Origin of the sequence: Paenibacillus algorifonticola (assembly GCF_050481745.1) — a bacterium.
Taxonomy (GTDB): Bacteria; Bacillota; Bacilli; order Paenibacillales; family Paenibacillaceae; genus Pristimantibacillus; species Pristimantibacillus algorifonticola_A.
On sequence record NZ_JBCNGR010000003.1, the window covers coordinates 39,102 to 64,926 of the forward strand.

Consider the following 25,825-nt stretch of genomic DNA (forward strand, 5'->3'; position numbering starts at 1 on the left):
AGTCTGGATGGAATGTTTGTACGACTCATTAATATTGTTTGAGCAACAAATCAAAAGATTGATAAACTCAATTTAAGAATGGAAAGCCTAATAACCACAAGGAAGCAACTTGACCTATATGAAATTTCGATAATGAAACAGCAATGCAGAAGTCCCGAGTTTTTAGGGGGCTTCTTTTTTATTTTAAATGGCATAGAATTATAGCGTGGAACTATAATTCTACGCTATAATAAGGATAATAAATTCGATAATGGTTACCGAAATGAGTGATTAACAAGCAGGAAATATTGCGTAGAATTATTTTTCATCAATTTATGAGGTGAACAGTATATGATAAAACAATATCTTAATGAAGCTCTTCGAGGTAAATCACAAACTACCATTAAAACTTATGGACATGCAATACTACAGTTTGAACAATGGTTGATCGGTGCAGGAACGGATTTGAATAATTATGCAAGGTCTGATGTTCAACAATATATAGACTACTTGACTGCAAAAAAGAAGTCAGCAGCTACAATAAACAAACTGTGGAATTCTATTAAGTCATTCTCAAAATGGTCAAATAAGTATGATGCGATTGAAGATATTTCAGTAATCAAAATGATGGATATTAAAAAACAAGCTCCTAAAGCTATGGATAAGCTCGAGCGTAATAAATTGATTAGGAATATTGACCGTGCTGAAAATAAAAGGGACTTTGCTATTATCATGACTTTGCTGAATACCGGAGTTAGAGTATCTGAATTGGTTTCACTTGATCGAGTAGACGTTGAAATAAGCGAGCGTAAAGGTGAGTTACAGGTGCTTGGAAAAGGGAATAAGGAACGTAAGCTGCCGTTAAATGCAGAGGTAAGGAGAGCAATTACAAAATATCTTGAAGAGCGATCTGACAGCCATGCAGCTTTATTTTTAAGTAATAGGCAAGATCGTATAAGTGTCAGAAGCGTTCAATACTTAATGGAGAAACATGGTCATAACGTGCATCAAACTCGTCATAGTTTCATTACTGATCTTGTACGATCTGGAGAAGATTTAAGTACGATACAGAGTTTAAGTGGGCATACAAGTGCTGATATGGTTTTGAGATATTCTATGCCTAGCGAAAAAGAAAGACAAAGGGCGGTAGACAATTTATATAAAAACTGAGCGACTGAAAAACAGTTGATTATTTAAAGGATGAAGTAGCCGAGAGGAGAAGAGTGAATGAAACATTTTAAAGTAGGTAATGAAATTGATTGGCTTGAAGCATTGGAGTTGAGTTATCTTGAGGATTTGAAAGTATTATTTGATGAATCACAGAGTAGATTGCGAAGCAAGATGGTTTCTTTTCAAGAAAGAGTAGATCGAGTCGATGAAAAAGATAAAGAAGATTACATTGATTTTCATTATGACACTTTAGTTCAGATTAGAGACGACTTACCTAGAATAACAAATAACTCTATGCTAACTAATTTGTATGCGTTTTTTGAAGTGCATTTAAATAATTTTTATGATAAGGTCAGAATCGAATCCGCCAGTGATGTTCAGACAAAGCATTTAACGAACAAGCTTAATTTTTTGAATGAGAAATTTGCCGTCGAAGCCGTTAAAACTAAAGAAATTATTCAACTTGATTTTATAAGGGAAATTCGTAATAGGATAATGCACAGCAATGGGAAGGTAGAAAAAAAGCAATTTCCAGAACTAGTGCTTAAAATAGAGCATTGCCCCCATACCAGTTTATCTAGTTTGAATGAAATAATATTGAGTAATGATTTTATCAATGAAACATTTAAAGTGGTTGAAGATGTACTGAGGAATATTAATACCGGATATAAGGGTATGCAGTAACAAGATTATCTGTTGGAAATAGAAAATTAGTTGTGAAAGTATGTAGAGTAGGAGATCAAGTTTATGGCGGAGTTAATGCTCATCTAATTCATATTAGGTTACACTTTTGAGCATAGGGGTACGGGGTATGTTTAGATCACTATGGTATTTGAGACACTTGGAATTGCCACGTACTGTTCCACTACGACAGGCTCATCAAATAGTAAAATCGTGTTATACTATAGGTAATTTATGTAATAAGGATGATGCGATATGTCGGAAGAATATTTTATTAAGGATAGCAATTCTCACCTTGCTACTATTGTAAGACTATTTGCACTAGAAGGTGCAACTAAAGAAGTTGCTGTTCTAGCAAATGCAGTGTCATCAGCTCAACAAACTGACTATGACAATTGGAACAGTGGTACATATTTATACACATTGTATTTGAAAGTTAATATTCCTCTGTATGCACAAATAGAAAATGAAATTGAAACAATTCAACAGAACATTTTAAATAAACTTAATAAATCTATTGCTGAGGAAGGACACTTTTATAGAAATGTTGAGATTTCACCGAAGCTTTCAGAAGACCCTGAATGGAGAGGAAAAGCAAAAAGTTGGTTAGCTGGTTCACATATTAACAATCAAGGTAGAGTCAGATCAGACAATATTGCAAATAGAACGTCCGATGGTTTGTTATTTAGATCGTTGCCAGAGATATATTTTTACAAGGCATTAAAGTCGTTAGGTGTTTCCTTCGCTCCTCTTCCAGTGTTCATTAGAGGTGGGCAGACATATAATCGAATTGAACCAGATTTTTTTATCGTCAAAGATGGAGTCATGCTTATTGTTGAAGTCGATGGAGATACAGTTCATAATGAAACTCCAGCAGAAGCACACGATAGAACCACTATGCTGCTACATGAGGGAGTAAAAATTGAGCGAATAAAATCAAGTGAATGCGATACTTACGAAAAGGCACTGGAAAGCGCGAAAAAGATTGTATCGATTATTGAGAGGCATAAGGAGTCTCGATAAATAAACAAATTTTTTATTGCATTTTGCAGTATATTTGATATAAACTTAATAAGTTAGTATACGGCGAACAAAACCCTTGGATTATGTTTAATTTCAAGGAGGACTAACAATGAATACAAAGATTGATATTGCATTTTTTATTTTGTTATTGCTAATTATTTTTAAGTTGATAAGGAAAGAAGTTCCTATTTGTTTGAGGTACATCAGTTACTCAATGATGAAACTGAGCCATTATTCAAAACAACTTGGAGTTTTTATTGAGAAATTTGAAAGTAGGAACAAAAAGTAAGAAATCTATGAGTAAACACATCAAGTAAATAAAATATAATTCAATGGCTTGTTCGCCTACTTACTGACTTTATCAGTAGGGTAGGCGAATAAGATTAAAAATATTAAAAGTGCCAAAAAAAGTACTCATGCTGAATTGTATGGGTGCTTTTTTTACTTTCAGCAAAATAAAATCAAAAAATGTCCTCTATAATAATCAAATTGAAATTTATAACTTGGTTAAAGCAGAATTGGAACAATTGAGAAAACAGTAGAAAGGTCAAATTTATGCATTGGAGGGAAATCAGCAAGAAGCTATGGCATACCTCCTAGAGAATAGGAAATATTATTCAGGTGTTGATGAAGCAATACTAAAGTCATATGAGTATGAAGCTGACGAAGATATGGAGTTACTTTGCACTGCTTCATTATTTCGAACGATGGAATAATGGAAGGACAAGTTGCGATTAAAGATAGAAGACCCCTTAGAGCTTATGAAGGAGGAGTATTTCCTTATCATTATGATCTAAGAGGTAATTTAATTGCCTCAAATGTAAATCTAAGCGGTAATATTAATATGACTGGTGGAAGTATTAGTTGGGCGAATGATGGAAACGAACATACGGTGCAAGTGAAGTTGGCGCATTGGCAACCAGTCAGGGAAGAAATTACTTCACATTGTTTAACGCTATTAATGCTGTGACGCTGAAACATAGAGGCAGAGATCATTTAAGGTTTTCCAGTTCCAGCGGAAGGCGCATCCCTTGGGGACATGGGATTTTAGCGGAGCAACAGTGCAAGGGCTGAATGCTGTTGCTGTGTTTGGCTAAGGCAAAGAATATGATGGAAGCAGAGAGGAAGTCTTGTGACTGTCTCTTATTTGTTTTCCGTACTATCTAGCCGCATAGACCTAATTGTGGTAATATTTAACTACACATCCAGCGCATGTTTTGACAAAATACGAGTCTATAGTATTGGGGTTGGAAGAAATAACTGCATATATCTTAATAGGCGCAATCATCTTCGTTTTATTGGTTGGGTTTATAGTATATTCAAAGATAACTAGAAAAGAAGAAATAAAGCCAATTACAGTTACACCAGAGAATTATGATTTGAGAACGATTGGAATTACTGAAATAGATAGAATGCACGATGGTTCAGAATTTGAAATGTATCTCTACAGGCTATTTCTTGAGTTAGGCTATTCATGTGTATATAAAACGACAAATAGCAGGGATTTCGGAGCAGATATAGTTTTTACTGACAGAGATGGCATCAGGAATGTAATACAGGCGAAGAGATATTCGGAGGACAATCCAGTAGGCATTAGCGCGGTTCAAGAGGTATTCTCTTGCATGCGGTACTACAAGGCTAAAAAAGCTATTGTAATTGCATCAGCCAAGTTTACAGAGCCATGCGAAACACTTGCAGGCATTAATTATGTGAAGTTGCTAGATAGAAGTGATTTGATATCCATGATTGATGATTTTAAGAGAAATGACATTCAGGGAGTAAGGGATAGGATTGAAGCAGAGCCAAGGATGATCTTGGAGTCATGGAGTGAGGCGAATAGCGGTGTGTTGCATGAGATTAGGAAGGATTATAAAGCGGAGAAGTATGTAAAGCGAGTGATGGGGAAGTAGTGGGTTGAAATAGTTGTGAATTTCACTTTTGGATATTAAACAAAAAATTGTTGAACTGTGTACTGTAATCTAGGTAAAACTCATTGCTAGTCAATATACCATATTAAATAAACTTTATAGTATGGAAAGTGAATTTTTCTTCATAACTTACAAGAGGTGATGTAATGAAAATTAGTGAGATATTTAATTTAGGAGTAACACAAATTCAACTAGATTTTGTGGATATAAACACAGTTCAAGATTATCCAATGTACATAGACCCTTATTTAATTTCTACTAGAAGCGACCCTTGGTCTGTCGAAGTAAATAGAACTATTAAGAACTTTTTTTCCAAGGTAGCAGAATATATTCGAAACGATGAACACGAATTAGCGATTGAATTATTTCAATTTATGTCGGAACCAAAAGAAACTTGCTTGGGTATAAGTAAAACAGGAACTAGAAATGGGAGAGGTATTGGGGAAGGAAATGCAACAGATATTATTAGAGAGATAATCAGAAGTAAAGCAATTGAAATAGGTATCGTCCAAAATATAGAAGATATTATAGTGTTCGTAGATGATGTTGATAAAGATAAACTTTCTGATATGACTACAAATATTATTAGGAAACATCTTATTGATTATACAAAAGAGCAGTGTGAGATATGGGATATTCCATTAACGTCAAATGAGACATTACCTTATTGGGACCCCATTAGTCAAGATTGGATTACCTCAAATGAAGAATTGCTTTTTCATAAAGAGCGCGAGTTATTATTAGTACCAAAAGCAATTGTAACATTTATATCAGAATTTAATGCACAGAAATATGGGTGGAATTATGTTGTAAGTGATGAAAGAGAAGAACAACTAAGAAGAAGGTCGACACTTGTTAAATATAGAAAATATAAAAATGGTAGAGAGGAATACTATCTTCCTAAAACAGATGTAGACAAGGATATAGGCAGAAGGATTGAAAATGGCGAATTTGAGAGTAGAAAAGATTTCCTAAGAAAATACACACAAAGAAAACCTGAACTATTTGAGAGATTTAGGAAAACTAGATATGGAGCAGTCAAGTCCCTCTCTAATGATGAAATTATGCAGTTTACTGGATATGAGGACATAAATAATATTATTGATGCACTTATAGTTAGTTTAGGAAATATTCCAATAGGTACAAAAACAGCTTCAGAATATCACAAATTCGTAAAATCTATACTTGAAATTATTTTCTATCCACATCTTAATAATCCAACAATCGAAGAAAAATTACATCAGGGCAGAAAAAGAGTAGATATAGTTATGAATAATATAACTCAGAAAGGTTTCTTTTTTAGATTGCAAGAAATAAATAAAATTTTTTGTCCCTATATCTTTATAGAATGTAAAAATTACGGAAAGGACGTTGCTAATCCTGAAATAGACCAATTGTCAAGTAGATTTGCTTTTAATAAAGGGAAGTTTGGGATTTTAATGTGCAGAACAATTGAAAATAAAGATTTGCTATATCAAAGATGTTCTGACACATATAAAGATGATAGAGGACTCATTATTCCTCTAGACGATCAAGATATTATCACAATGCTTGAATCAATCAAAAATAATGAGAAAGATGGCATAGAACAACTACTTGAGAGTATTAAAAAGAAAGTGATACTTAATGGATAGCGTGAACGCAAAACAGCACTTAGCCACATGGACTAAGTGCTGTTTTATTTAGTTTTTCCCGCTTCTGCTGAACGTCTCAAACATATCTTTCAAAACTCGATAAACCATTTTAACTTCATCAGTATTTCTATCGTGAAGAAGAGTGCTAATCGCTTCAATGGTTATCGTTTTTTCAGCCCCTTCTTTTGCCGCTTCTGCTTCTGCAAAATTAAAAATCTGCATTGGATTAACTTCTAAGGCAATTATAATTTTCTCAAGTGTTTCTAAGGAGAGATTTCTCTCCGCTCGCTCTATGTCGGATATGTAAGTGTAATGAATGTTTGCTTTCTCAGCTAGAAATTCTTGAGTATATCCACGTTCTTTACGGAAAGCCCGAATTCGTTCTCCAATCAATTTAAGAAAATCGGATTTCACATTTACCACTCCCTATATAACTAGCCTAGTTTAGAGAATGGGTTGCTTACAGGTATCTAAAATAGAAAATTTAATTGTAAATTTCTAATATGAGTTATAAAATGGTGATTGTAGATCAAACATAGGAAAGGAGAACTAGCTTAGACAATTCAATAAGAAATTTTGATTTGAGTGGGAATTAGTGAATGATTAAGTAGGATAGAGAAATTTAGTAAAGAGTGGAGAGATTGATAGAGACAAAAAGTTCGATTTGATCTGGCTGAAGGATGTGAATCAGCAATTAACGATCATTATATTGCATATTCACTTAATCAAGCTCTAATAAAACAATCATGTGGAGGTCAAACTAATGCGTCTTAGAATTCTAACGTTTATCTTTTTATCAATACTACTATTAACTGGCTGCACGTCTAATGCATCGAGCGGTCATAGCAGCGATGCCAAACAGGATGTTACATTAGATGATGTTTTCAAGAAGAGAATGAACGATGAAGGTTTGACTCTTACAAACAAAGATGTGCAGTTTGACAAAGAGGGTTATTTAGGAAAGAAATTTGGAATACAAGGAATGGCAGAGCTTTCGGACTATTATAATTATGCTTTTAGAGATGCAGAAGCAGATTTTTTCAGTATAAGAGTAGTTCCTTTTGACGGAACAGATTCATGGTACTTATACCTATCACGATCAGCAGATTATGATGACTTGTACAAAAAGTTGATGAGTGATAAAAGTGTTCCATTATTCGCAAGTGCAGCTATTCCAAGGAATTTCTACGAAAAAGGTCAAGGCAATTTGGCTATGGCAACGATAGTATATTACTAGGGAAGTATTTATTTTATTAATGATTTAAGTTATAAAAATGTTTGTATTATGTGCATTGTTTATCCGAAATAATCATGTTAGAATAAATGGTGCAAACTTACAGGATTGTTTTCGTTATATTATGATAGAATGAGCTAAATCCTGTTAAGTTTAAGTCATGCAGATACCGCAAAGTGTTGATATTATAAGCTTTTTTGGTGATACAAGTACGCACAGGACTTAAAATCCTGCGGTAGGTGACTACCGTACCGGTTCGATCCCGGTCCTCGGCATACCGCTTTAAATCACGGTGGCTTTACGGTGTCTGTACGCATCCTGCACGAATACTGCACGAATACTGCGATGTTACATTCACGTAGACCTGTGCGCCTGCTCTTCGTAATATTCGTTTCAATAACGAATTTTGCGAAGTGGAGGCGTTTTTTATATGTCCGAAAATAGTAAGAAAGGCCGTAGTCGTCGCGTTAATCTAGCGTCGGCGGGCGGCGGTAAATCTCCGGTTCAATACCCTGCGGAATCCCTTGATTTAGAGGCAGCTATCACTTCATTTATCCGTTACTGCAGCATTAGAAACCTTACGCAAGATAAGCGCAATTTTTACCGCGATACTTTACTAGAATTAACGCGGCAGCTTCAATTGCAAAACGTTGAGAGGCCAATAGATATCGTGAAAGATACGATCATGGTCGCATTAGAAACGAAGCGAGGTACGCCGATTAAGCGTGGTAAGGCAGAGACGCCCACTGATGCGGCGGTTAAACTTACTCGAAGTTGGCGCGCCTTCTTCAATTGGATGCATTCGGAATGCTTCGTCGAGAAAAATCCCTTCGTAGGAATCGGTAAGGAGAAATCCGAACGCAGCATAATAGAAACGTTCTCAAACGCGCAAATGAAGTCGTTACTGAACGCGCCTAACCGTTCTACGTTTACAGGTCTCCGTGACTATACGATCATGTTGACGCTGTTAGATACAGGAATACGCATATCGGAGCTTGAGGGCATAGACCTCCACCATGTAGACTGGCGCGAACGTACGATTAAGGTTTACGGAAAGGGGCGTAAAGAACGGCTTGTACCGATGTCGCGGGTGTTAGAAAAAGCGCTTCGAATTACAGCGAGGTTCGCGGCGTGCTGGATTGCGACTCATTATTCGTCAATATCGATAACAACACCTTTAAGGTTCGCGGCATTCAACAGGCGATAAAACTCTACGGTCAGGATGCGCGTATTAAAGGCGTACACGTATCGCCTCATACGTTTGGGCACACTTTTGCGAAAATGTACATTATGAACGGTGGAGATGCGTTTAGTTTGCAGAAAATACTCGGACATACATCACTAGATATCGTCCGAATGTACGTTAATCTTTTTGGTACGGATATCTCTGAAAAGCACGATAGACATTCTCCGATAGAGAATCTATAGAATGTTCATTGTTACCGCAATTTCCTTCGAGCGATTGCGGTTTATTTGCGTTGATTTTCATTGAGAAATTCGATACTTCTTGCGATAATATACGTATTACCTAAAAAAGAAATCGCAGGGGGATTACGCAATGCTAGAAGCCATACGGATATTATCCGTTGTTGCAGTAATTATGTTTGTGGTAGCGCTGTTTGTTCCGAAATATATCCCGCAATACACACGCCAAAAGAAGATAGGAATAGTAGTCTCCGCAGTATTTGTTTTCTTACTTTCAAGCGCCATCATTAATTACGATGTCAAGCCCGAAACGAAATCGGCTTCAACCGCACCGGTCTACCAGCAACGGCATACGCCCGAAAGTCCCAGCCCTAGCTCGCAGTCTATAATGTTCGCGTCACCGAGTGAAGCAATCGCCTCTAGCACGCCAGTACCTACGCCTAAGCTGCCGAGCGTCGGCGAAAAAGCAACGGTAGGCAAATTTGACGTAACGGTTAACGGTCTGAAGACGGCGTCTGAATTTGGCGGAGAATCAACGGAGGACCAATTTGTTATTATAACGGTATCAATCACGAACAACGACAGCGACCCGCGAGACATCAGCGCGAGTATGTTCAAACTATCGGACGCTAACGGTAAAACTTACGGGATATACGACAGAATTTTTTACATACGTAAAGGTGAAACGGAAGACCTTGTATACGAAACGGTTAATCCGGGCCTTACTCGTAAGCGCGCAGTAGTGTTTGAAACTCCGAAGGATGTAAGCGGGCTGCGCCTCTCTATCGCAGACGGGGTAGCGCTCAAAGCAACTACAACGGTAGACTATTCGTTAGAATAACGAGTATAGAAACAGCGGTCATTCCTTGCGGGGAGTGACCGTTATTTTTTTGTTTAGTGGTCGGCCGATTGGATACGAGAGCAATGCGGCGATTTGACGTTTAAGGGCGAAAGTAAACGCGGGATGCGGTAATACGAAAAATTGCGGAAAATGAAGCATTCGCGAGATCGTGCGGTTTTTGGGTGAAATGGAGACTGCGTCAAAAAACCCCTAGATGCACGTTGATGCATACTAACCTAAGTTAAACTACTTATGAATGCACCAAAATGCACGAAACTGCGTATTGCCGTTTTTAAGCGGATTTCTCAAAATTGGCCGATTACGGAGTTTGTAGAATTTTACCAACGAAAATATAATACGGAGGAGGCGGAACGCAATATGCGTGAGATTGTTGGCAAAACGTATACGGAGTTGGGTCGAGAGTTGAAGGAAGCGCAAGACACACTTTCTAGTAACCGAAACGGTGTGTTTGAAAAATGGTGCTAACATATCGGTATGTCGCATAAGCAAGTAACTAGGTTAATCAACAGATATGATATGCTGACAAATTGTCAGGATAAAATAGAACTACTCGAAGGCCTACCTGTATCACTCTCTATGAAATCGCACCTCCTTCCGCGAATCAACCGTTCCCAAGCGCCAGGCGAAAGCGGCCGTACTCGCTGGCGATATTACAACGCTGAAAGAGTACCGCGAAATGTTCACGAAGTTAGAAGCCGCCGACTAACAACGCGTCGCACTCGCAGACGTGAACGAAGTCTTGCGCGATGCAGTCGAAAGCCTAGCCGCAGCGCCGCCACGTATCGAAGTAAAGCATGAAATCGTAGCTGATCCTGGAATGGCCGAACGCCTTAAACGTTACGAAGCGCGATTCGGAGATATTGACGGAGAAGTAATGGAGCGTATAACGAATCATACGGAAGTTGACGGAGCTGCGGCGCACTTTGCAGATGACGTTCAAACGCTTCTAATGGAATTCGTATTTACTTTAAAACTCTCGAAAAGTCAACAATAATTGATCGGATGAATTGTTGAAGGCTCTACTAAAGTTATTATGTATAATTAATCGTAGGTAAAGGCGGTAAGAAGAAAGGACGTATATTTGAAGACTAGTGAAGTGATTAATTTAATGCTTCAATTCGGAATGTTCATTGTATTTCTGATTACTCTAATCGTAGCAATTATCGCTTTAGTAGTTCAGTCCTAAACAGGAAAAGCCCCGTTATCTTGGCGGATGGGGGCTTTACCTAAACCATTAGCTTTAAAAATAAACGTCTTACCGCTTTTACCTACGATTGCTTAAAGTTAACTTTGATGTGCGCTATTCACTTTATGATAATACTTTAGAACGCTTGTGTAAACAGAATGGATAGTTTTAGTTAACTTTTCTACCCGGATACGCAAGTCATTGACGGATAATGTTAACCTTTGCTCACTTACTTCAATCGCGTAAGTGGCGAGAATTTCGCATGAGGTTTTCGTATATGCTCATTGTCGGCTCGCGAATAACTTCGAGCATGCGCGACAATACGTTGAAGCGTCATTATGTCTCCGCCGTTAAGTAGATACATCGTACAAAAGTAACTGCGGAATTGATGCGGACGCGATAGTTTAGAATCAACGCCGGCTTTGGCGAAATGCTCGCGTAGTCTTTTACGAAAATGATCGATCTTAAGAGGAAGGCCGTTCTTTGCTATAAAAAGATAATCGGACTCGTAGTATTAGCGATTTGTTTCAATAAGCTTGTCAATCTCTGCTAGTTTCTCTGTTGATAGTATTAAAACGGAGTTTATTTCGTTAATGTACTGTATACCGGCATGTTCAAAACGTAGCGAGTCGCAAAAGTACGCCCAGTGGCTCCGGTAATTCCTTATACGATCAAGCTCTCTACAGTTAGGATGCACGTATTAAAGGCGTACGTGTATCTCCTCATACATTGCTAAATATCGTCTGAACGTACGTGAAATTTTTTGGTAAGGAAATATACAGAAAGTACGATCTTCACTCGCCGCTAGAGAATTTATAAGATATTCTCAGAACTACAAACATCATTGATAGAGCTTCCCAAAGGGGAGCTAAAGGAGGAAAAGGCAATGACTCAGTATAGTCGAGCGGCGTTCATCGAGACATTAGCGCCTCATGTTTTGCGAGCCCGGCGGGAGGGATCGCCGATGCTGCCATCGGTGAGACTCGCTCAAAATATTTTGGAGACTGGCTGCAAAATTCACGATTGGAATAATCTTGGCGGCATTAAAGTCGGTAAAGGTAAGCCTAACGCCTACTGGCGTGGGAAGGCGGTCAATAAAGGAACATGGGAGGAGTACAACGGTAAGACGGTCAATATCACGGCTGCATTTAGGGCATACGACACTGTGTATGATTTTTATATGGATCAAGATCTATTGTTTGGCCGCAGCCGTTACGCCCGCGTGAGGGCAGCTCAAACACCAGAGGAGCAAGCGGCAGCGCTGTATGCCTGCGGATATGCGACGGACTCGGCTTATGCAAGCAAGCTGCTGTCAATTATCAAAGCGAATGACCTTAAAAAATATGATGCTGTTGAGGCAGATGCACATGCAGAGGCCAATGAACATGCACATGAACATGTAGAGGCAGTAGCAGATGAACAAGAAATGAAGCTATCTGAGGCTCAGAAGAAAATGCTTGTAGCGGCGCTGCAATCCCTATTTGATCAAAAGGTAATTACAGACAAGACATGGATTGAGAAGGCGCAAAAAGGAACGCTTACCCTGTGGGAGTTGACCTGGCTAAATACGATTATACTCGCACGTAAATAAGTGAAAGCCCTACCGACCCAATGGTTAGTTAAAATAGAGTTACTGTTTCCTAGACTGTAGCTTTCGAGACGTCCCCAACAGCACGGCACCTTGAGAAATCAAGGTATTTTCTTTTGTGCGACAATACTTTATATAGAAAATAAATCGGCTCCCCAGAGATGGTAATTAAGCTGACATGCTGCATGTCATAAATAGTTTGTTGTATAATATATCAATAAAAAGATAGATTCATGGAGGAGTTCAGAGTGGGGAGACCAACTATCGGCGTTTTGCCGTTGTATGATGGGGACAAAGAAAGCTATTGGATGCTTCCAGGTTATATGAAGGGAATTGAAGACGCAGGTGGAATTCCGTTTGTATTGCCACTTACCTCAGATGCAGAGAATATAACTCGAATAGCGAATATGTTTGATGGATTTCTTTTTACAGGCGGACACGATATTAATCCTGAAATTTATGGGGAGCAGATAGAGGATGTTTGCGGAGAGTTGTGCCAGGAGCGAGATGTGATGGAGAGCACCTTATTCAAACAAGTGATAGATTTGGATAAACCAGCGTTCGGAATCTGCCGTGGATTACAGCTGTTTAACGCCTTGCTAGGAGGCACGTTGTATCAAGATATTCCGGCTCAATTCAAGTCGGAGAGCAGCATTAAACATAAACAAGCTCCTCCATATTCTGAACCTATTCATCATGTGTACATAGAAAAGGGGAACCCCCTGCACCGAATCATCGAAACGGAGAACCTTAAAGTCAATAGCTACCATCATCAGGGGATTAAGGAGTTGTCCAAGCAACTAATTTCTGTAGCAAAGGCTGAGGATGGTTTAATAGAAGCGGTTATGATGCCTGAGAAAAAGTTTATTTTAGCCGTTCAGTGGCATCCAGAGTTTAGCTACAAATCGGATCAATATAATTTTAGGCTATTTGAGGAATTTGTAAAATCGTGTTAGAGGTTAAACTAAAGCGCATGGATTAGCGCAGACATTGAGTCACATGCTACAATTGGGATAAACAATATGGAACTATCATATCTATCAGTAGCTATATCGATTAAAGGAGGTAAGCGCTTTGAATTCAATATTGTTTATAGCTGGTTGGGCTATAGTTGGCATTTGTATTGGTGGTTTAATTGTGTTTATAAAATCCATGCCTAAGAAAAAATAAGCATGTCATGTTAATCTCGCCGCTTCAGCTGAAGCGGTTTTTATTCTGCTAACTTTATATAGTAAGAGAGTGAGTAAGATTAAAAGTTTCAATGTGGAGATTCATTCTTATTTTGACTGAACTTCTGAAAAAGTGCCCAGTTTTTTAGCAAGCTCCTCCTTCCCTGTTAACACTTCGGTCATAATGCCTGCACCTAGTCGAAATCCATAGGTAAAAGTGGAGGTTAGCTCCATTGAGTGAGCTCGAGCATATAAGTCTAGCAATGCCTCGAGCTCCGTATATTCCTCCTCATTATGCTTTTTCTTCCACGCTTCCATCACTTCAGATATGTGCTGGCTCATTTGAAGATACTCCGGATCATTGGCTATTCTTTTTTCATCGGGACGCATATTGCCATTGTACAATTCTTCCAACAGACTTTTCATTTCTCTGTTCACCCTTTCTGCAAAGTTATAATCGATGCTGCTACAATATTTTCAGTTTAAAGCTAATGTATGGAATAAATAATTTTTTTAAGCTCAATGCTAATTTATGCGAAAAACGCATAAAAGTCAATATGCGAAATTCGTATAAATTATGATGGCGTTGGGTGATGAGAATGTATAAAAGAATTCGTGATTTACGAGAAGATAGGGATTTAACTCAGCAGGAGATGGCTAAGCTGCTGCATATTTCACAAGCAACCTATTCTCGTTATGAGAGTGGGGAACTGGACATACCTACGGCTGTATTGATCACATTATCTAAATTTTACAGTGTCAGCATCGATTATCTGCTTAATCAAACAGACATTGCTAAGCCGGAAGAACGAAAATTAAAGTAATAGAGATTTAAATGCTTACAAATGATAATTTACCACGCTCACTTCAAGTATGTATCGTATAAGCTGATGTCCTTTTTTTGCATGAAAATGCTCCTAGAATTGATATTGAATGATAGCAGTGCGATATTCTAATATTTATTCTAGGAGGGCATTTCAGACTGACTGATATACTTGAACCATTTTTACATATGCATTATAACCTACGCCCTTTTTCAATACATCCTTCGCTTGCGCGCATTATATTGCTCTTGGTTCCTCCAGTTCATGCCCGATTATACAAGGAGGCTGAATACGAAAATTCCTTCCCTACAAGCTCAGGATAACCCAACCCGCTCTACTATCTCCCTAACCACCAATCTATTTGCACCACTCCAATCATAGACCGTTTGTTACCCACTTTATCCCCTAGCGAGGCTTTCCCACATCGATTATACCGTCCTTCAGAAGGTTTATCAGCAAGGATCTGATCTACTTAGTTAAAAATATGGACTGCTCCATTACTACACTTTTGGATGTACTCATTCAATCCAATGACTGATATACTAACGGAAATTCAGCATTTGAGGAGTGGTTGAGAATGGATGGAGTTCGTTACAAGATAAGAGAAGTGTTGGACAGTGACAAAATAGATGCCTTTCTGCATAAAGCGCGAATGGGTCATCTTGGTATGGTTGATGGACAGCTGCCATATGTGGTTCCGCTTAATTTTGTTTGGGCAAAGGGTAAGCTTTATTTTCATGGAGCCTCTGGCGGAAGGCGCAATCAGGTCATGAGTGCGAATTCCGAGGTCTGTTTTACGGTTTGCGAAGAATATGGAACCATTACCGATCCCGTACCAGCTAAGACGGACACGGCATATATGAGTGTTATGATTTTTGGTAAGGCCGAGCTTATTGATGATCTGGACGAAGCTACCTATATGCTGCAGGAAATGCTTCATAAATATGTGCCTGGCTACTATAACCGTCCGTTGTCCAAGCAGCATGTAGACAAATATAGGTCTGCCATATTCCAATCATCTGTTCAAGTATACCGAGTCGATCCTTATCATATAACGGCGAAAGCAAATCCGATCGAGGAAGAAAAAATGTACAAACAAGAAAAATGAGGTAATGAATAATGTTGAAGAGAGTGCAAATGAATACAACATCATCTCAACTGCGCGGCCGTGATTGGATATCGCCCACTATAGCTGCTTTAATATCGGTCATGGTCAACTATGGTGGGACATTTATTCTCGTGTTTCAGGCGGCAAAAGTCGCGGGTCTGAGCCCCGAAATGACCGCTTCATGGATATTGTCGATTTCCGTTGGTGTGGGGCTAACGGGAATTTGGCTGAGCTATCGCTACCGAGAGCCGATCATTACAGCTTGGTCAACACCAGGCGTGGCTTTTCTCGTTTCGGTATTAGCGATAACCCCCTATGAGGAAGCCATTGGAGCTTATATCATCTCTGCTTTAGGATTTATTGTTTTAGGTATATCGGGAATGTTCGAAAGGTTCGTCCGGCTGATTCCTCCAGGTATTGCTTCTGGCCTGCTGGCAGGCATTTTACTGCAGTTTGGTATTTCGGCCTTTGGCGGAGCGAAAGCTGATCCTTTGCTGGTCATTGTCTTGTTTGCTGCTTATGTACTATTAAAAAGGTATACGTCCCGTTATGCTATCGTCGGTATTTTAGTCATTGGGCTTATATATTTAATCAGCTTGGGAAAAGTGGATTTCAGCACGATCAAATTAGCTATCGCTTCACCGGTATTCATCGTTCCTGAGTTTTCACTGCATGCTTTACTAGGTGTTGCCTTGCCGTTATTCATTATTACATTGACGGGACAATATATGCCTGGGATGCTAGTCTTGCGAAATGATGGGTTTAAGACGAGTGCGAATCCGATTTTGATCGTAACGGGCTTGGGCTCGCTTGTTGCAGCGCCATTTGGCTCGCATGCTTTCAATGTAGCAGCTATTACTGCGGCGATTTGTACAGGGAAGGATGCGCATGAGGATTCAACAAAACGTTACCTTGCGGGTATTGCCTGCGGCATTTTTTACATGGTTGTTGGCATATTTGGTGTGACGCTGGCAGCTCTGTTTCTGATTCTTCCAGCTAACTTCATCGCGACGTTAGCGGGGTTGGCACTACTCGGGACAATCGGCGGCAGCCTTGCGGGCGCTTTAACTGAGCCCAAGGGTCGTGAGACAGCACTGATTACTTTTTTGGCAACGGCTGCAAATGTTACTTTACTTGGTGTTGGCGGTGCATTCTGGGGTCTTGTTGCAGGCTTGGCTGCGCATATTGTGATACATGGACAATTTCGCCACAAACCATATAGGACGAGTGGAATACAGCAAGCTGAACAAAAATAATAGGCAGCATAAAAATGAATACAGGTACAAATGGGCTAACAAGAGAGAGGAATTTATGAGCTTAGCCGGAGCTGCTTAAATTATAAAAGCAGCTCCGCAAGACGCTGAATGCCCGTCTCTATTGCGGACTCGTCTACTTTAGCAAAGCCTAGCACCCATCCTTTTCGATCGCTTTCCAAGCAATACTTGCTAAGTGGATAAACACGTATGCCTTTGTCGAGCGCTTGGTTCGTTGCGGCTTCTTCATCAAACGATCCTTCAGCCTCGAGAAGCATATGCAATCCCGTTTCTACGCCGCTAAGCTTAAAACGTTTACTTAGACCGGTCGCGACGATGGCCTTTGTCATGGCTTCGTGTCTGCGCCGATATACATTTCTGACTCTTCTCATATGGCGCATGAAATGCCCGTGCTCGATAAAATGAGCAAGCGTCAATTGCTCCATAATCGGTAGATGGCGATAGGTTAATTCATGAACATGGGCAAGCTGGCGAATGGCCTCCGTTGGGCCAACGATCGCTGATATGCGAATGCCAGGAGCGACCATTTTGGAAAAGCTCATCATATACAGTGTGTTTTGAGGCTGTTGGCTAAACAAGGTTGGGAGTGGGTCGCCTCGATAGCGAAACTCGCTATCGTAGTCGTCCTCAACCATCCAAAATTGATGTTGAGCCGCCATATGCAGCAATTGCTGTCTGCGAGGCTCTGACATAATCACTCCAACTGCACACTGATGTGAAGGCGTAACATAAACAAGCTTTGATTGAGGGGGAACACGCTCTGCTTGTATTCCGTAATCGTCAACAGGGACGGGAACAACATTCATCCGCCGATATTTCATCGCCATCCATGAAGCGGGGAAGCCGGGATCTTCAACGCAAACGGTTTCTCCTTCATTTAATAGGGCTTGGGCGATTAAATCCAGACTATGCTGGGCGCCCGAAGTTAAAATAATTTGATCGATATGAACATGGATGCCTCGCTCAAGTGACAAATAACGTTGAATCTGCTCGCGCAGCGGCACGAAACCATAGGGGTTGCCATAAGCCCAGCTGGCTAGATCCGTTTCTTTGGAGGCTTGTAAAAAGGATTGTCTCCAGTTGGCTTGAAAATGTTGATCCAAATAAGGTTCGTGTGGGCTGAAATCGATCTCCACATTTCTGTTTTCCTTGCCTCTGAACCAGTTTTGCAGCTGGCTTACTGCATCGTTTAATAAAGGCAGCTCAGGGGTAATAGGCCCGCGAGCTGCAACCTCCTCCATAAAACGGGTCTTCTGGGTCCAGTCACTTACTCTGGTTCCACCGCGCCGGGAAGTTACCGTGTAGCCACGACTGAATAATTCCTCATAAACAATCTGTATAGTTGAGCGAGAGACACCGACGAGCAGCGCGAGTTCGCGAGAAGGCAGCAACAATTCGCCGGGAGGCCATTTTCCGGTTGTGATATTATGGATAGCTTGGTCAAGCAGCTGCTGCCATATAGGGCACTCGTCGTCACGGTTAACTTTTAGCATCTGTTTCACCTCTAGTTGTGTATGCGTCAAAAATATGGATTGTTCTTTTTTCTTCAATATGTATATTTTATAGCATTCCATTAATTGATATACTAGCATGGCTGTAGTTGATCTAGCAATATGATTGTAGTTCTACTGATCTCTGCAAATGAAATAGCAACAGCAACAGCCTCTGAACCGTTGAAGCTTCACCGGCAGAGGCAGAGGCTGTTTTTTGATTTATCTAGCTATCTATCTTGCAAAGGAGGGGACTGATCCATCCAGTTCCATTCATTGTTCTGAATAAATAGGCTGACCGCCTGCTCAGACGATAATTCCAGGTCTTGAAAACCAAGTATGACCTCCGTTAATTCCATGCATTTTTCATGGGTCGGATTTAACAGCAGCTCATGGCAAAGGCCGATAAAGGTATCCGGTTTTTCTGGTGCTTTTTCGACTTCAGCCATCATGGACTTGTGGCAAGGAAACAATAGGCGATTATGCGCCAAAATAATTCGGCTTCCGAATAACACCAGATTGCTGACGACTTGCGACAGCAGATAAGGGTTATTCTTTTTGACGGCTTCCCCTGCAAAATAATAACCGTAAAGCAGCACCTGTGCCTGAAAATCTTTAATGTTTTGGTTTCTATTCTGCTCGGGATATACCGGTATTTTGGTTAGCAGTTCATTTAACCCTGGAACGATGGAGTAGTAAGCCTGTGAACCTGTAAAAGAAGCGCGAGTCGGCTCGCTGCCTTTCTCGGCTGCGAGCTCCAGAAACCGCATATTGATGATTTTGACATCGATATAGCCATCTTCATAATTGCAAGCTTCATGAGTGGTGTAAGACAGCGCATTGGTTTTCTTCCGCTCTTCAAATTCTTGATCCGTGACAAGCAAATAAACGTCGATATCGGATGTCTCCTTGGCAGTACCTTTCGCGATGGAGCCAGCCGTTATGACGGCTAATAGGTTTGAATCAGATTTCAGCGTTTCTACGAAATGGTCCAGCGATTGCTTATGGTGCGTATACATATTCCAGCCTCGCTTTCATTTTTTTGATGCTCTCATCGTAACCTTAAACAAAAGAAAGGAATACATCTATAGTCATTCATGCCATACGGATAATTCATCAAAAAATGTGTTGGCAAATGGAATATCATGTTGTATTCGAAATGCTGCGGGCGTCATGCCCAAACGTTTTTGAAATAAATAATAAAAGTGTTTCATGTCGCTAATGCCGACCTCCTGCCCGATTGATTGTATGCTTCGGTCAGTGTGTTGCAGTAGCCATATGCTGTACAGTATTCGAATATGTTGCAGCATCTTGATAAAGGATGCTCCCGTTATTTGCTTGAACAGACGCTGGAAATGCCGAAGACTCAAAGCTGCTTTATGACTGATTTCGCTCGCCGTTAAAGGTTTGTTGAAATGGGATACCATATACTGCAACATCGTATGGATTGGATATTGATATTCGCTAATTTCCGGCATCACGTCCGTAGCACGAGTTGATGAAGATAAATCCGACAGAAGGTTGAGCAACGAAGAACAAAGGTTACATGGAGAGTTCTCGCTTGGCCTTTGCGTTTCCAAATACATGGATCGAAGTAAGGGCTCAACTAGACCCGCCTTATTGCGAAAAGCCAGCCAGCTAGCCCCGTTCCTGACGCTGTCGGCTTCAATAAAGTAATCTATCAATTGTTTTCGCTCTGCAAATTCGGGAAGGCTGTGAACATACTCGGGTTTATAGATGCAATTCCACACCTTAAACGGATGTTGGCCTAATAAATCAAAGGGCTGAAACACATGTGCTACTCCCCTGGGTATGATAAACACATCGCCTCGTGAAACTAGAAATTTCTTGTTTTCGATGAAATGAATACCTTCGCCTTCCGCTACATATGCGATCTCCACAAAGTCATGCTGATGCTGAATTAAAAAAGGTGTTTCTCTGCTAAAAGTCACTATGATTGGAGTATGAGAAACGAAAAGGTTACGTCCTTCGAGAAACGGGCTTGGTCTCATGGCTGATTCTCCATTTCATAATCGATAAAATGATCCGGATGGATGCTTTTTCTAAAAAGATGCCACGAAGTTTGCTAGGAACGGCACTTATTAGCTGATAGGATTTTGTTACACATTTTAACATAAATCACAAATAGGTAAAGTATCCTGCTTATATTTAATGGCAGCAAGCACTGGGAGTCGTTATCTCCTTGTACGAACGGGCATGTACCAACGTACATTTAAATTTATGGATTTGCGTATATAATGGTACATAAAGAGGTGGGGAGATGGAAAGAAACAGGCTATATGAGCTAAGCATATCAAGGGCTCCTATTTTATTATGGGTGGGGCTTGTTTATGCAGCAACCATTATTTTGCAGAATACGCTAGATCCACGTTTATTGCAAAGTTTAATATTTTCAGTAGTGATTTCGCTTCATGCTGTTTTTCATTGGAATAGTCACAGTCTCGTTAAAGATCGACCATGGGTATACTTTCTCATACAAGGACTGTTAATTTTTGTATCGGCCCTGCTCATGCCTGCAGGTTTTCCGGCAGCTTTAATCGGTCTTTTTCCAGTACTCATTGCACAAAGTGTTAGTATTTATTACCGTAAAGTTAAAATCATATATCTCTCTTTATTATTGTATGCATTGTTTTGCCTGGCAATCGTCAGTGTAAGAGAGACTGAGCGACTGGGTTTGTATATTCCAATGTTCCTTTTAATGATGATAGTTGTTATTGCTTATGCCGTGTTATTTTATCAACAAGTCCGTGAACGTGTTCGTACACAGACCTTCCTGAGTGATTTGGAAATGGCCCATATGAAGGTAGAAGAACTGACACTTGCTAATGAGAGACAACGGATGGCGAGGGATCTGCATGACACACTTGCTCAAGGGGTTGCTGGGCTTATTATGCAGCTGGAAGCAATTGATTCCCATCTTCTGAAGGGCAACTCAGGCAGAGCGCATGAAATTGTAGGTCAATCCATGAGGCAGGCTCGCAGGACGCTTGCGGATGCCCGTAAGGCGATAGATGATTTGCGTTCCGTATCATCGTCTGATCTCAATTTTGAAGAGGTTATTCAGGAGGAAGTAGAACATTTTACTCATTCAACCGGGATTAGAGTTGCCCTTACCATGCATGTACGGTTAACTTGGCCGAAAATCGTAGTGGAGCATAGTTTTCATATGGTAAGTGAATGCTTGACGAATATTGCGAAACATGCGCAGGCGCAGCAGGTCTGGGTTACGGTTACGGACAAGCTTGAAAGGCTAATAATAGAAATTAGAGATGATGGGAAAGGCTTTGACACAGATGCAGTCGGGAAGATGGCAGGACATTATGGGTTAATTGGACTTCAAGAACGTGCCCGCCTGATAGGCGGCAAGGTAGAGATTGTGAGCCGAGCAGGAGAAGGCAGTTCCATTCGAATTTCCAAGGCGGTATCCAAAGGGGAGTAATGATGAAATATAAAGTGTTGATTGTCGATGATCATTGGCTGGTCAGGGAAGGGCTGAAACTGATACTCGAAACCGATGACCGTTTTCAGGTCGTTGGGGAAGCAGGGGATGGTTCGATAGCTTTACGCATGATGAAGGAGCTCAGTCCAGATGTTATTTTAATGGATTTGAATATGCCCGTAATGAGCGGTCTAGAAACAATGGACCAGATGCAACAGCTCGGGATGAATATTCCTGTTATTATTTTGACGACTTATAATGAAGACGAGCATATGATTAACGGTTTGGCGAAGGGAGCGAAAGGATATTTGCTCAAGGATACAAGCAGGGAAAATCTAATTCGCACGATGGATTCGGCACTTAGAGGAGAAACCTTGCTTCAACCTGATGTGACAGAGAGAATCTTTAGGGCTAGAACAGCTCCTGCTGTACGTAAGGAAGCTATTCAAATAACAGATAAGGAGATCCATATTCTTGAATCTATTGCTAAAGGCTTTCGCAGTAAGGAAATCGCCTTTAATCTTGGAATTTCAGAACGGACGGTTAAAGCTCATCTAACCAATATTTACAATAAACTAGGCGTTGATTCAAGGTCCCAAGCTGTGGCAATAGCCATTGAAAAAGGGATTCTTCAACTGTAATCAACATAGTAATGAGGAAGCACAATAGGTTATTTTAAATAAATTAATATTGCCCGATCGTACATAAGGCTTCTGCCCTTATGTACGATTTTTTTTATTGTGACTTCCTTTATGATAAGCATATGAAGTTGGAGGCAACAGTGACTGCGAGAGGAGCATGAAATATGGAAGGCACATATGAAGGAATGATTCACATTTCAGATCAGGTGATTGCTAAAATCGCCCGCAAAGTCGTATTGGAAACAAAACCGATTGTGTCTATGCCAAAGGGCATAGTAGAAAACTTTGTAAAACGGATGCGTGGCGTTCACGCACAGCAAGGCGTTATGGTAGATGCGAACCAACAAGAGGTGGCTCTTAACTTGACCATTAATGTCACTTATGGCTGCAAAATCCATGAGGTTTGTTACGAGCTGCAACGCAGTGTCACGAAAGAAGTGGAGCATATGACGGGTCTGATGGTCAAAGAAATTCATGTGACAGTGGAGGGTTTGGTGCTTTCATAATAACCTAAAACTAAATGGAGAGTTAGGAATAGAGAATCATCACTTAAGTTGAGATCCCATTATCCTGCCTTAATATATCGTTATTTAACGAGGTTGGTCTGTCCGTTAAACTTGGTTTATTACACCCATTCCTCTACCGTAAAGCTTCCCGACGGTTCTGAGCAAACGTTCCGTGGAGAGGCGAATTTTTATTGTTCTAACTTGCAGGAGGATTAGATCAGCTTAGACTAAGGAAATGAAAGTGCAGAGGATATTCTTGTGCACTTTTTTTGATTTAGAGAGTAAGCTTGCTGCCCTAAAGTACATAACGTACATGCCCTTATGGACGATTTCCGTGGAAGGAATGTTAGCTACAATGAAATAAGCGACACCATGAGTGTTCATTCTTATTTCACGGAGGTAAAAAAATATGGCCAAGTATTTGTATTTGCTGGGACGTTGGGCTTATCGGTCCCGAATAAAAGTCATTATTGGCGGGATACTCGTTTTACTGCTGAGCGTAGCGGCTGCATTAGGTATGGGAATCTCATTCACTGGCGATATGTCTATCCCAGGCACGAAATCTGAAGAAGCGGGCAAAGTATTGACCAAGGAGTTTGCCGTGTCGGAACAAAGTGGAGGGCAGGTGATGCTAATCTTCAAAGCGCCAGAAGGACAAACCCTTCTAACGGATTCGGTCGTTAAGCAAATTGAAAACGTACTGAGCAAGGCGGCTGAAGACCCTGCCGTTAATCAGGTAATCAGTCCATATGAAAACGAATCGCTCAACGAAACAAGTCAAATTGGGTATGCTTCATTAGTTTATAAGCTGCCAGCGGGTGAGGTGAGCGAGGAATCAAAAGAGCATGTACGGAGCATTATTGAAGATACACGGAATGCAGGCATTCAGACAGAGCTCGGAGGAGATGTCGCTTTCTCTGAATTGGAGATCATGAGTGCAATGGAAGCGGTGGGTGTCATCATTGCCTTTATTGTTCTGGCGCTTACCCTAACGTCCTTTCTAGCGGCAGGTATTCCGATTCTTACCGCGATAATCGGACTCGGCATTGGATTAATGTGTATTTTTATAGGGTCGAATGTTTTAGACATGTCATCAGCCTCTATTTCCTTGGCAGTCATGTTAGGATTGGCAGTTGGAATCGATTATGCCTTGTTTATTCTGGCGCGTTTCCGCCAGCAGCTGGCAGAAGGTTATGATGTGGAGGATTCGGTCGCCATTGCGAATGCAACAGCAGGCAGCTCTGTCGTATTTGCCGGTCTAACGGTTGTCATTGCTTTATTGGGTTTATCCGTTGTCCAGATTCCTTTCCTGGCTATGATGGGGCTCGAAGCTGCAATTTGTGTTTTTGTATCCATTCTGATTGCCATTATCTTCGTACCAGCTGTGCTTTCCATCGCAGGTGATCGTATTGGTCCGGCACGAAAAAATGCTTTCATAAACAAGTTCAAGAGGAAGGATTCGAAAACTTCGGTGCTGGAGTCATGGAGCAAGCTGATTGCGCGTCGCCCTGTTTCTGTGGCCATCGTTGGAATCATTATCCTGGCGACGATCAGTATCCCATTTTTTCATATGCAGCTTGGCCTTCCTGATAATGGTACGAAGTCAGAAGAAACGACGGAGCGTCGCGCTTTTGATCTGCTTTCGGAAGCTTATGGTCCAGGCTATCATTCGCCGTTGATCGTTGTGGCAGTGGCTGAAGGAGAAAGTGATCCACAGGCTGCAATTGCCAAGGCAACAAAAGGGTTAAGCTCTTTGGAAAATGTAGCGAGTGTTACACCAGCATACTCTAGCCCCTCTGGCAACGCCGCCATGCTGACCGTTACCCCGCAGTCAGGTCCGCATGATTCCGAAACCGGGGATTTGGTTCAGCATATTCGGGAGCTGTCGCTTAATGTGGAGAAGCAGGATCATGTCAAATTACTGGTTACTGGTGCGGCCGCAGTAAATATTGACATATCAGAGAAGCTAAGCGAAGCTCTCCCTAAATTTGCACTCGTTATTGTCATCCTTGCTCTTATACTATTGACCATGGTATTCAGATCCATCCTTGTGCCGATTAAAGCCGTTCTTGGATTTTTACTATCACTGACAGCTACGCTTGGTTTTGTGGTGTTTGTTCTTCAGGATGGCAATATGACCGGTCTATTCGGAATACCGGAGCCGGGACCTATTTTAAACTTCCTCCCTGTTATCGTCGTTGGCATTCTGTTCGGGCTGGCTATGGATTATGAGGTGTTTCTGGTTAGTCGTATGCGAGAGGAGTTTACACACACGGGCGATGCACGTAAAGCGGTTATTTCCGGCATTCGCAACAGTGGAGCAGTCGTTACAGCCGCGGGCCTGATCATGATTGCCGTATTTGCCGGATTTATTTTCGCAGAGGATCCGATTATAAAATCAATGGGGCTTGCACTAGCTTTCGGAGTACTGTTTGACGCATTTGTGGTCAGACTGGCAATCGTTCCAGCCATTATGATGCTGCTTGGCCGATCTGCGTGGTATTTACCAAAGTGGCTGGATCGCATTTTGCCTAATATCGATGTGGAGGGTGAGGCGGTTATGAGTCAAATCGCCCGTCCTGAGAAAAAGATCGCTACCCCTGACATTCAGCCCTATGAAGAAAAAGCGGTATAAATCACGAC

27 protein-coding genes and 1 pseudogene are annotated in these 25,825 nt (G+C 40.8%); 22 read left to right on the forward strand and 6 right to left on the reverse strand.

Annotated features, from left to right (window positions below):
- Window positions 1-330 precede the first annotated feature (330 nt).
- The 7 genes from ABEW34_RS01335 to ABEW34_RS01365 all read left to right on the forward strand — a co-directional run bounded on the left by ABEW34_RS01335 (window position 331) and on the right by ABEW34_RS01365 (window position 6,415).
- Window positions 331-1,149, forward strand: a complete 819-nt coding sequence (locus ABEW34_RS01335; RefSeq protein ID WP_430154180.1) for a tyrosine-type recombinase/integrase — start codon at window positions 331-333, stop codon at window positions 1,147-1,149.
- 57 nt (window positions 1,150-1,206) lie between these two features.
- Window positions 1,207-1,833: a hypothetical protein gene (locus tag ABEW34_RS01340; RefSeq protein ID WP_430154182.1), complete on the forward strand. Its 627-nt coding sequence runs from the start codon at window positions 1,207-1,209 to the stop codon at window positions 1,831-1,833.
- Window positions 1,834-2,085: 252 nt separating this feature from the next.
- Window positions 2,086-2,853 carry a hypothetical protein gene (locus tag ABEW34_RS01345; RefSeq protein ID WP_430154184.1) on the forward strand — a complete coding sequence of 256 codons (768 nt, stop codon included), beginning with the start codon at window positions 2,086-2,088 and terminating at the stop codon, window positions 2,851-2,853.
- Window positions 2,854-2,962: 109 nt separating this feature from the next.
- Entirely contained in the window at window positions 2,963-3,142 is a 180-nt protein-coding gene (locus ABEW34_RS01350) for a hypothetical protein (protein WP_430154186.1), read from the forward strand.
- 426 nt (window positions 3,143-3,568) lie between these two features.
- Window positions 3,569-3,823, forward strand: a complete 255-nt coding sequence (locus ABEW34_RS01355; protein ID WP_430154188.1) for a hypothetical protein — start codon at window positions 3,569-3,571, stop codon at window positions 3,821-3,823.
- Window positions 3,824-4,094: 271 nt separating this feature from the next.
- Window positions 4,095-4,763, forward strand: coding sequence for a restriction endonuclease (locus tag ABEW34_RS01360; protein WP_430154190.1), 669 nt, complete (start codon window positions 4,095-4,097; stop codon window positions 4,761-4,763).
- A 164-nt stretch (window positions 4,764-4,927) separates the two neighbouring features.
- Complete coding sequence (locus ABEW34_RS01365; RefSeq protein ID WP_430154192.1) at window positions 4,928-6,415, forward strand: hypothetical protein; 1,488 nt, start codon at window positions 4,928-4,930, stop codon at window positions 6,413-6,415.
- A gap of 48 nt (window positions 6,416-6,463) precedes the next feature.
- Here ABEW34_RS01365 and ABEW34_RS01370 read toward each other — a convergent pair whose 3' ends face one another.
- Complete coding sequence (locus ABEW34_RS01370; protein WP_430154194.1) at window positions 6,464-6,829, reverse strand: helix-turn-helix domain-containing protein; 366 nt, start codon at window positions 6,827-6,829, stop codon at window positions 6,464-6,466.
- 349 nt (window positions 6,830-7,178) lie between these two features.
- On the opposite strand from ABEW34_RS01370, the gene ABEW34_RS01375 reads away from it, so the two are divergent.
- The 6 genes from ABEW34_RS01375 to ABEW34_RS01400 all read left to right on the forward strand — a co-directional run bounded on the left by ABEW34_RS01375 (window position 7,179) and on the right by ABEW34_RS01400 (window position 11,122).
- Window positions 7,179-7,652, forward strand: coding sequence for a hypothetical protein (locus ABEW34_RS01375; protein ID WP_430154196.1), 474 nt, complete (start codon window positions 7,179-7,181; stop codon window positions 7,650-7,652).
- Window positions 7,653-8,319: 667 nt separating this feature from the next.
- Window positions 8,320-8,856 carry a tyrosine-type recombinase/integrase gene (locus ABEW34_RS01380; RefSeq protein ID WP_430154198.1) on the forward strand — a complete coding sequence of 179 codons (537 nt, stop codon included), beginning with the start codon at window positions 8,320-8,322 and terminating at the stop codon, window positions 8,854-8,856.
- Entirely contained in the window at window positions 8,781-9,077 is a 297-nt protein-coding gene (locus ABEW34_RS01385) for a tyrosine-type recombinase/integrase (RefSeq protein ID WP_430154200.1), read from the forward strand. Before ABEW34_RS01380 ends, ABEW34_RS01385 begins: the two co-directional genes overlap by 76 nt.
- 130 nt (window positions 9,078-9,207) lie before the next feature.
- Complete coding sequence (locus tag ABEW34_RS01390; protein ID WP_430154202.1) at window positions 9,208-9,915, forward strand: DUF4352 domain-containing protein; 708 nt, start codon at window positions 9,208-9,210, stop codon at window positions 9,913-9,915.
- Window positions 9,916-10,675: 760 nt separating this feature from the next.
- A complete protein-coding gene (locus ABEW34_RS01395; protein WP_430154203.1) occupies window positions 10,676-10,930 on the forward strand; it encodes a hypothetical protein in 255 nt (84 codons plus the stop codon).
- 102 nt (window positions 10,931-11,032) lie between these two features.
- Window positions 11,033-11,122: a hypothetical protein gene (locus ABEW34_RS01400; protein ID WP_430154587.1), complete on the forward strand. Its 90-nt coding sequence runs from the start codon at window positions 11,033-11,035 to the stop codon at window positions 11,120-11,122.
- Between the two features lie 229 nt (window positions 11,123-11,351).
- Here ABEW34_RS01400 and ABEW34_RS01405 read toward each other — a convergent pair.
- Window positions 11,352-11,618 (reverse strand): annotated as a pseudogene (locus tag ABEW34_RS01405) (tyrosine-type recombinase/integrase); the annotation flags it as partial.
- 390 nt (window positions 11,619-12,008) lie between these two features.
- Here ABEW34_RS01405 and ABEW34_RS01410 point away from each other — a divergent pair.
- Together ABEW34_RS01410 and ABEW34_RS01415 are read left to right on the forward strand one after the other, a co-directional pair.
- Window positions 12,009-12,713, forward strand: coding sequence for a glycoside hydrolase family 73 protein (locus ABEW34_RS01410; RefSeq protein ID WP_430154205.1), 705 nt, complete (start codon window positions 12,009-12,011; stop codon window positions 12,711-12,713).
- Between the two features lie 245 nt (window positions 12,714-12,958).
- Window positions 12,959-13,666, forward strand: coding sequence for a gamma-glutamyl-gamma-aminobutyrate hydrolase family protein (locus tag ABEW34_RS01415; protein WP_430154207.1), 708 nt, complete (start codon window positions 12,959-12,961; stop codon window positions 13,664-13,666).
- 321 nt (window positions 13,667-13,987) lie between these two features.
- Here the strand turns inward: ABEW34_RS01415 and ABEW34_RS01420 are convergent, their stop codons facing one another.
- Entirely contained in the window at window positions 13,988-14,305 is a 318-nt protein-coding gene (locus ABEW34_RS01420) for a DUF6809 family protein (protein ID WP_430154208.1), read from the reverse strand.
- 173 nt (window positions 14,306-14,478) lie between these two features.
- On the opposite strand from ABEW34_RS01420, the gene ABEW34_RS01425 reads away from it, so the two are divergent.
- The 3 genes from ABEW34_RS01425 to ABEW34_RS01435 all read left to right on the forward strand — a co-directional run bounded on the left by ABEW34_RS01425 (window position 14,479) and on the right by ABEW34_RS01435 (window position 17,067).
- Window positions 14,479-14,703: a helix-turn-helix domain-containing protein gene (locus ABEW34_RS01425; protein ID WP_430154209.1), complete on the forward strand. Its 225-nt coding sequence runs from the start codon at window positions 14,479-14,481 to the stop codon at window positions 14,701-14,703.
- Between the two features lie 577 nt (window positions 14,704-15,280).
- Window positions 15,281-15,811: a pyridoxamine 5'-phosphate oxidase family protein gene (locus ABEW34_RS01430; RefSeq protein ID WP_430154211.1), complete on the forward strand. Its 531-nt coding sequence runs from the start codon at window positions 15,281-15,283 to the stop codon at window positions 15,809-15,811.
- A 29-nt stretch (window positions 15,812-15,840) separates the two neighbouring features.
- A complete protein-coding gene (locus ABEW34_RS01435; protein ID WP_430154589.1) occupies window positions 15,841-17,067 on the forward strand; it encodes a benzoate/H(+) symporter BenE family transporter in 1,227 nt (408 codons plus the stop codon).
- A gap of 80 nt (window positions 17,068-17,147) precedes the next feature.
- Here the strand turns inward: ABEW34_RS01435 and ABEW34_RS01440 are convergent, their stop codons facing one another.
- From ABEW34_RS01440 to ABEW34_RS01450, 3 genes are all read right to left on the reverse strand, one after another.
- On the reverse strand, window positions 17,148-18,578 hold the full coding sequence (locus ABEW34_RS01440) for a PLP-dependent aminotransferase family protein (RefSeq protein WP_430154213.1): 1,431 nt from the start codon (window positions 18,576-18,578) through the stop codon (window positions 17,148-17,150).
- 227 nt (window positions 18,579-18,805) lie between these two features.
- The gene (locus ABEW34_RS01445) at window positions 18,806-19,594 is read right to left on the reverse strand and encodes a nucleotidyltransferase domain-containing protein (protein WP_430154215.1); all 789 of its coding nucleotides are present in this window, start codon (window positions 19,592-19,594) and stop codon (window positions 18,806-18,808) included.
- A 72-nt stretch (window positions 19,595-19,666) separates the two neighbouring features.
- Complete coding sequence (locus tag ABEW34_RS01450) at window positions 19,667-20,587, reverse strand: helix-turn-helix domain-containing protein (RefSeq protein ID WP_430154217.1); 921 nt, start codon at window positions 20,585-20,587, stop codon at window positions 19,667-19,669.
- A 269-nt stretch (window positions 20,588-20,856) separates the two neighbouring features.
- Here ABEW34_RS01450 and ABEW34_RS01455 point away from each other — a divergent pair, with 269 nt between their 5' ends.
- From ABEW34_RS01455 to ABEW34_RS01470, 4 genes are all read left to right on the forward strand, one after another.
- Window positions 20,857-22,035: a sensor histidine kinase gene (locus ABEW34_RS01455; RefSeq protein WP_430154219.1), complete on the forward strand. Its 1,179-nt coding sequence runs from the start codon at window positions 20,857-20,859 to the stop codon at window positions 22,033-22,035.
- A gap of 2 nt (window positions 22,036-22,037) precedes the next feature.
- The gene (locus tag ABEW34_RS01460) at window positions 22,038-22,676 is read left to right on the forward strand and encodes a response regulator (RefSeq protein WP_430154221.1); all 639 of its coding nucleotides are present in this window, start codon (window positions 22,038-22,040) and stop codon (window positions 22,674-22,676) included.
- Window positions 22,677-22,840: 164 nt separating this feature from the next.
- Window positions 22,841-23,182 carry an Asp23/Gls24 family envelope stress response protein gene (locus ABEW34_RS01465; protein WP_430154223.1) on the forward strand — a complete coding sequence of 114 codons (342 nt, stop codon included), beginning with the start codon at window positions 22,841-22,843 and terminating at the stop codon, window positions 23,180-23,182.
- Between the two features lie 409 nt (window positions 23,183-23,591).
- Window positions 23,592-25,817, forward strand: a complete 2,226-nt coding sequence (locus tag ABEW34_RS01470; protein WP_430154225.1) for an MMPL family transporter — start codon at window positions 23,592-23,594, stop codon at window positions 25,815-25,817.
- Window positions 25,818-25,825: the final 8 nt, after the last annotated feature.